At 67.8% G+C, this 5,317-nt stretch carries 5 protein-coding genes and 1 pseudogene; 3 read left to right on the forward strand and 3 right to left on the reverse strand.

The genetic code is table 11. From position 1 onward, the window contains the following. The 3 genes from WA805_RS20450 to WA805_RS20460 form a co-directional block, all read left to right on the forward strand. Window positions 1–263 (forward strand): hypothetical protein (locus WA805_RS20450; protein WP_425243125.1); only part of this gene is annotated, 263 nt, incomplete at its 5' end. Between the two features lie 54 nt (window positions 264–317). Beyond that, entirely contained in the window at window positions 318–779 is a 462-nt protein-coding gene (locus WA805_RS20455) for a pyridoxamine 5'-phosphate oxidase family protein (RefSeq protein ID WP_422287495.1), read from the forward strand. 61 nt (window positions 780–840) lie between these two features. Then, a complete protein-coding gene (locus tag WA805_RS20460; protein ID WP_422287494.1) occupies window positions 841–1,392 on the forward strand; it encodes a DUF421 domain-containing protein in 552 nt (183 codons plus the stop codon). Window positions 1,393–1,401: 9 nt separating this feature from the next. Here the strand turns inward: WA805_RS20460 and WA805_RS20465 are convergent, their stop codons facing one another. From WA805_RS20465 to WA805_RS20475, 3 genes and pseudogenes are all read right to left on the reverse strand, one after another. Further along, window positions 1,402–3,399, reverse strand: coding sequence for a hypothetical protein (locus WA805_RS20465; protein WP_425243126.1), 1,998 nt, complete (start codon window positions 3,397–3,399; stop codon window positions 1,402–1,404). Window positions 3,400–3,534: 135 nt separating this feature from the next. Further along, entirely contained in the window at window positions 3,535–4,974 is a 1,440-nt protein-coding gene (proS, locus tag WA805_RS20470; protein WP_425243127.1) for a proline--tRNA ligase, read from the reverse strand. 43 nt (window positions 4,975–5,017) lie between these two features. Then, a pseudogene (locus WA805_RS20475) lies at window positions 5,018–5,317 on the reverse strand (alcohol dehydrogenase); the annotation flags it as partial.

Consider the following 5,317-nt stretch of genomic DNA (forward strand, 5'->3'; position numbering starts at 1 on the left):
ACCAGTGGGCGAAACAGGTCACGGCCGCGACCTCCGAGGCCGTGGACAAGCTCGATCCGGCGCTTCGCGCCGCGCTGGAGGCCGCCCGCGCGGTGGTTACCGGGAACTGGGGCGCCTGCCAGTGCCCTTGCGTCACCGCACATCCGCAGGACCAGAACGTCTGCGAGGGCGGCGCCATCATGACCCGGCGGGTAGCCGGGAGAGACATGTCCCTGTGCGCCCCCTGCGCCGTGGCCCAGGGTGTCGCCGAAATGCGGCGTTAGGCCCCTTGTACGCCTGATCCTGAGTGCCGCGGTCGAGGCGGCTAGGGTGAGACGATGGCGCTCCTGGACGTCGCACGCGGCGATGATCGTCATACCGCCGAGCGGCTGACCGCCGAACCGGTGATCTGGCTCGGCACGGTCCGCCCCGACGGGCGCCCGCACCACGTCCCTGTCTGGTTCGCGTGGCACGATCCGCTGGTGCTGATCTTCAGCATGCCCAATACGGCGAAGGTGCGGAACATGCGGGTATCGCCCGCCGTCAGCCTATCCCTGGACTCAGCGGACGGCGGCCGGGACATCGTGCTCGCTGAGGGCCGCGCCACGCTGGTCACCAGGGCGGATCAGCATCCGCATTTCCTGGCCGCGAAGTTCCGCGAGAAGTACGCGCAGTCCCTGGACGACACGTCCTTCGAACAGTGGCGTGCCACGTTCTCCCAGCCGCTGCTGATCCATGTGCAGCGCATCACCGCCTGGACTAGGACGGCCACCGGGGTCGCCTACCGAGTCGTGCCCTAGCGCGTCCGTCCGCCCCCGCAAGCCCCGACCCCATGAAAGGCCAAGTGCTATGTGGCATGACATGTTCGTGATCCAGATACCCGTCCTGGAAAAAGTTCTCCGGACACTTCTCGTGTATGTCACTATCGTTATCTTGTTCCGGCTGGTCGGCAAGCGGGATCTAGCGACCTTTAACACCTTCGATTTCGTCGTCATATTTCTCTTGTCGAATGTTGTGCAGAACGCCATTATCGGCAACGACGACAGCCTCTCAGGCGGTGTCATCGGCGCGGCCGTTCTCGTGGTCATCAACTCCGCCTTTAACCGCTGGCTGGCCGCGAGCCCCCGCGCCAGCCGCGTGCTGCAGGGCAAGCCCACCACCATCATCGAAGACGGACACTTCATCAAGAGCGCACTGCGCCGTCTCGCGCTGCGCCCAGCCGAAATAGATCACGCCATACGGGTACAAAACGGCGACGACGTCAGTGAAATCGGCAATGGCAGGATGGAACCGTCCGGGCAGCTGGTCCTGTCACTCAAGCCCGCGGAACAGAGCGCCACGAAGGGCGACGTCGCGCACCTGAACGCCCGCCTCGACAGCATCGACGCCGCCCTGGCCGCCCTCGCCCATTAGGGTCAGCGCCTACGCCCCTTCGACAGACTTTAGCGCCGCGGGCGCCTTTTCCCCGTGACGAGGCTCTGGCACGCGCGCCGCGAAGGGCTCCGGATAGTCTCTCCGCTGCTGGGTATCGCGGAAATCCCCGAAAAGCTGCACATTCTCCACGGCGGTGAAATCGGGGTCGCGAGAAATCCAGTCGTAGGCGCGTTCCATTTCGCAGTCTGGATTGTTAATGGCGCGCTCCAGGGCGGCCACCACCCTGGCTACGGTCTCGGGCGCCACGCCCGCGAACGCCGCGTACATGCATGCCGTGTTATACGCGGCCTGCCAGGACGCTGTGCAGCACTGCCACGGCAGCCAGCGGACCCGGTCGGGCGCATCCGACAGCGTGGGCTCTGGGGCACCCGCCGCCGGCCGGGCTGTGTCGTCCGCGAGCGGATCGGTGAGCAGCGACCGGATGAGGCCGGTGTCGCCCGCGATGTCGGACGTGATGTCCATGCCCAGCTTGAGATACTTCAGCCGTGCGTCCGTGCAAGGTTCAGCGTCCCCGAGCTCGCATTCGATGAACTTCAGCCTGATGGCGACCAGCAGCTCGGCGACGCACACGCCGTCTCTGAAGGCCTGCCGATGGCGAGGCCGCCAGTGCGGCAGCCAGATCGCGCGCTCGTCGCGGTGCATCAGCGTGTCCCGCACGACCCGCCACAGGGCCAGCTGGCGCCGGATGTCGCGCAGTTCCCCGGCCGCGATGGTCAGCAGCTCCTTGCGCAGCGACACCGACAGCGCGCAGCACCCGTCACAGTCCGGCTCACTGACGTCCGTGCCGGCCAGCTCCCGTGTTGTCAGCCCGGCCTGGCGCAGGATCTTCAGGGTGTCATCGAGCGTGGTCTTCGTGTCCTCGGCGCCGAAGGGCGGGTGCGCCGGATTGGACACCATCTGAAGCGACATGGCGAGCCGGTAACGTCCCCGGTAGAAGCGGGGGTACTGCGCCCGGTTCATGGCGTGCAGCCGCAGTGAGTTCAGCCGCAGCGCGTGCAGCTCTAGCGCGTCGACATCCTCGGCGTAGAGGTCGAGAAGCGAAGCCAGCTCGTACCTGACCACTCCGGCGGCCCGGCCGTTATCCGCCGCCTGCCACATGCGCTTGATCTGGCCTTCGCGTGATTTCTGGACGTCGCCGGGGGTTCCGGCCGCGACCCGCTCCTGCCGGGCCAGCAGCCACGCGCCGAGGTCGCTGCCGTCGAGGGCGCCATAGCACCAGCTGGGGGTCGTGCGATCCATGGCGAATATCTGCCTGGCGACGCAGCCTGCCACCATCGTCGCGGTCTCATCGTCGCGGGCGGTGGCCACGGTCCTGGTCGACAGCGTGCTGCCGGTCCTGGAGTTTTGCAGCTCAACCGTCACCCTCGTCCCGGTTTCCGCCCGTATCTTGAGCTGGATCCGGCGCGGGTTCGGCCAGATCGTGCCGAAGAACTGGATGACCGCGCCGGCCAGGCCCGCGGCGGAGTTGCCGGTGGCCTCGGCGATGGAGGCGAGCTCGTTCGTGCGGCTGCCGCCCGGCAGGATCGCCGGGGCCCGGACCTCCATCGCGGACAGCCGGAACTTGAGCTCGTCCGTCAGCGGGTCATGCTGCTTGTCCTTGTCGTCCGCGGGGTCGCCCACCGCGGAGGTATCGAGCTGTGGCGCCTGCCGGCGCATCGCCCACGCCTCGAGCGCCCGGTACCCCAGCAGGATCAGGACGGCGACGACGATGCGCCCGATCCGGCCGGGCGGCGGCGTGGGCTGCCCCAGCCACAGGACGTGCAGCAGGTCCTTAATGACCGCGTCCGCGCCGCTCGTGAACGCGTTCGCGAAGTTAGAGCTTGGCGGCTGAGTTAGGCCATACCCGTACCTGGTAATCGCGATGACCGCGACCGCCGCGGTAATTACCGAGAACCAGCGCAGCGTGCGCACACTGAAAAAGGTGCCGACGAGTCCGAGCAGGACTGCGACGATAGCCAGCACTCCCCATGCCACCCATGAGGCCATTTCTCCCCGCCTATCCCCCCCACGCCACGCCCCCCGCGCGGCGAAGAATAGCCACATGATAAACCCGCGATGACCTAATGGAAATTGGCTGACCGTACATTTCCACGCGAGCGCGACAAGGCGAGTCGGAATGAGCTAGTAGGACCGGCCGAAGATGAGCCGCTTGCCGTAGGCCGACGGCAGGCCGCAGCGGACGCACACGCCCTGCTCCGGCGCCCCCTCCGCGGGGATGACCCGCGCCGTGGCCGAGGTGGCGGCCTTGATGTCGCTCTCGCACTGCGCCTGGCCGCAGTGGAACGCGAGCGCCCAGCCGGTCGTGACCGCCTCCGCAAACTCTTCCCACGCGTTCACCGTGGCCGTGCGCGAATCCCTGAAGCCGGTCGCCCGCCGCAGCAGCAGGTCCTGGAAGGCGGTCAGCTCGGCCAGCAGCACGGCAGGCGCCGAATCCAGCGAGACCGGGGACTTGCCCTCACCCAGCCGGGTGGACATCAGCGCGGCGCCGTCGGCCAGGTCACGCGGCCCCAGTTCCAGTCGGACCGGCACGCCGCGCATCTCCCAGTCGTTGAACTTGAATCCAGGCGACAGCTGCGCGCGGGTGTCCACGTGCGCGCGGATGCCCGCCCGGCTGAGCCGCTCCGCCAGCTCCACAGCGGGAGGCAGCACCTGGCCGGCCTGGTCGCCGCGGCCGATCGGCACGATCACCACCTGGTACGGGGCAAGCAGCGGAGGCAGCACGAGGCCCTTGTCGTCGCCATGCGTCATGATCACGCCGCCGATCATCCGGGCGCTCATGCCCCACGACGACGTGTGGCAGTACTGCTGCTCGCCGCTTTCTGCCGTGTACTGGATGCTGAAGGCCCTGGCGAAGTTCGTGCCCAAGTAGTGCGAGGTGCCGGACTGCAGCGCGCGGCCGTCGCGCATCATGCCCTCGACCGTGTAGGTCCTGACGGCGCCTGGGAACCGCTCGCTGGCCGTCTTCTCGCCGGCCACGACCGGCATCGCGGCGATCTCGCGGGCCACCTTCGCGTACAGGTCCAGCGCGATGAGCGTCTCCCGCATCGCGTCGGCCTCGTCGGCGTGCGCGGTGTGCCCCTCCTGCCAGAGAAACTCCGTGGTGCGCAGGAACATCCGCGGCCGCATCTCCCAGCGCACCACGTTGGCCCACTGGTTCAGCAGCATCGGCAGGTCGCGGTGCGAGCTGATCCATTTGGCCATCATCTCGCCGATGACCGTCTCCGACGTGGGCCGCACGACCAGCGGCTCTTCCAGCTCCTTGCCGCCCGCGTGGGTGACCACCGCGAGCTCGGGGGCGAACCCCTCGACATGCTCGGCCTCGCGCCGCAGGTAGCTCTCCGGGATCAGTAGCGGGAAGTAGGCATTGACGTGGCCGGTCTCCTTGATCCGCCGGTCCATGTCGGCCTGCAGCAGCTCCCAGATGCGGTAGCCGTAAGGGCGGATCACCATCGTGCCGCGGACCGGCCCCCGGTCCACCAGCTCCGCCTTGAAGACCAGCTCGTTGTACCAGGCGGAGAAGTCTTCGCTCTGCGGTGTCACTCCGCGTTCATCGCGCGCCACACGCAGAGGCTACGGCACGCTCCCCGGCGGCAGTCGAATGGTTTTAGCGAGTCAGTACGACCTTCAGCGCGCCGCTGCTGGCGGCCTCACCGAAGACCTCGTAGGCCTTGTCGAACTCGTCAAGGCCGAAGCGGTGGGTGATGAACCGGCTCGCGTCGAGCTGGCCGGAGGTGACCAGCCGCATCAGGGTCGGCGTGGACGAGGCGTCCACCAGCCCGGTCGTGATCGTGATGTCCCTGATCCACTGCTCTTCCAGGTGCAGCGTGGCCGGCTTGCCGTGCACGCCGATGTTCGCGATCCGCCCGCCAGGCCTGGCCAGCTTCACGGCCATCTCGAACGTCGC

The organism is Trebonia sp. (assembly GCF_049794275.1).
Taxonomy (GTDB): domain Bacteria; phylum Actinomycetota; class Actinomycetes; order Streptosporangiales; family Streptosporangiaceae; genus Trebonia.

Excerpts from the sequence above, each read along its gene's own strand:
- WA805_RS20455 (WP_422287495.1), top strand. The coding sequence starts at position 318 with ATGGCGCTCCTGGACGTCGCACGCGGCGATGATCGTCATACCGCCGAG.
- WA805_RS20460 (WP_422287494.1), top strand. The coding sequence starts at position 841 with ATGTTCGTGATCCAGATACCCGTCCTGGAAAAAGTTCTCCGGACACTT.
- WA805_RS20465 (WP_425243126.1), bottom strand. The coding sequence starts at position 3,399 with ATGGCCTCATGGGTGGCATGGGGAGTGCTGGCTATCGTCGCAGTCCTG.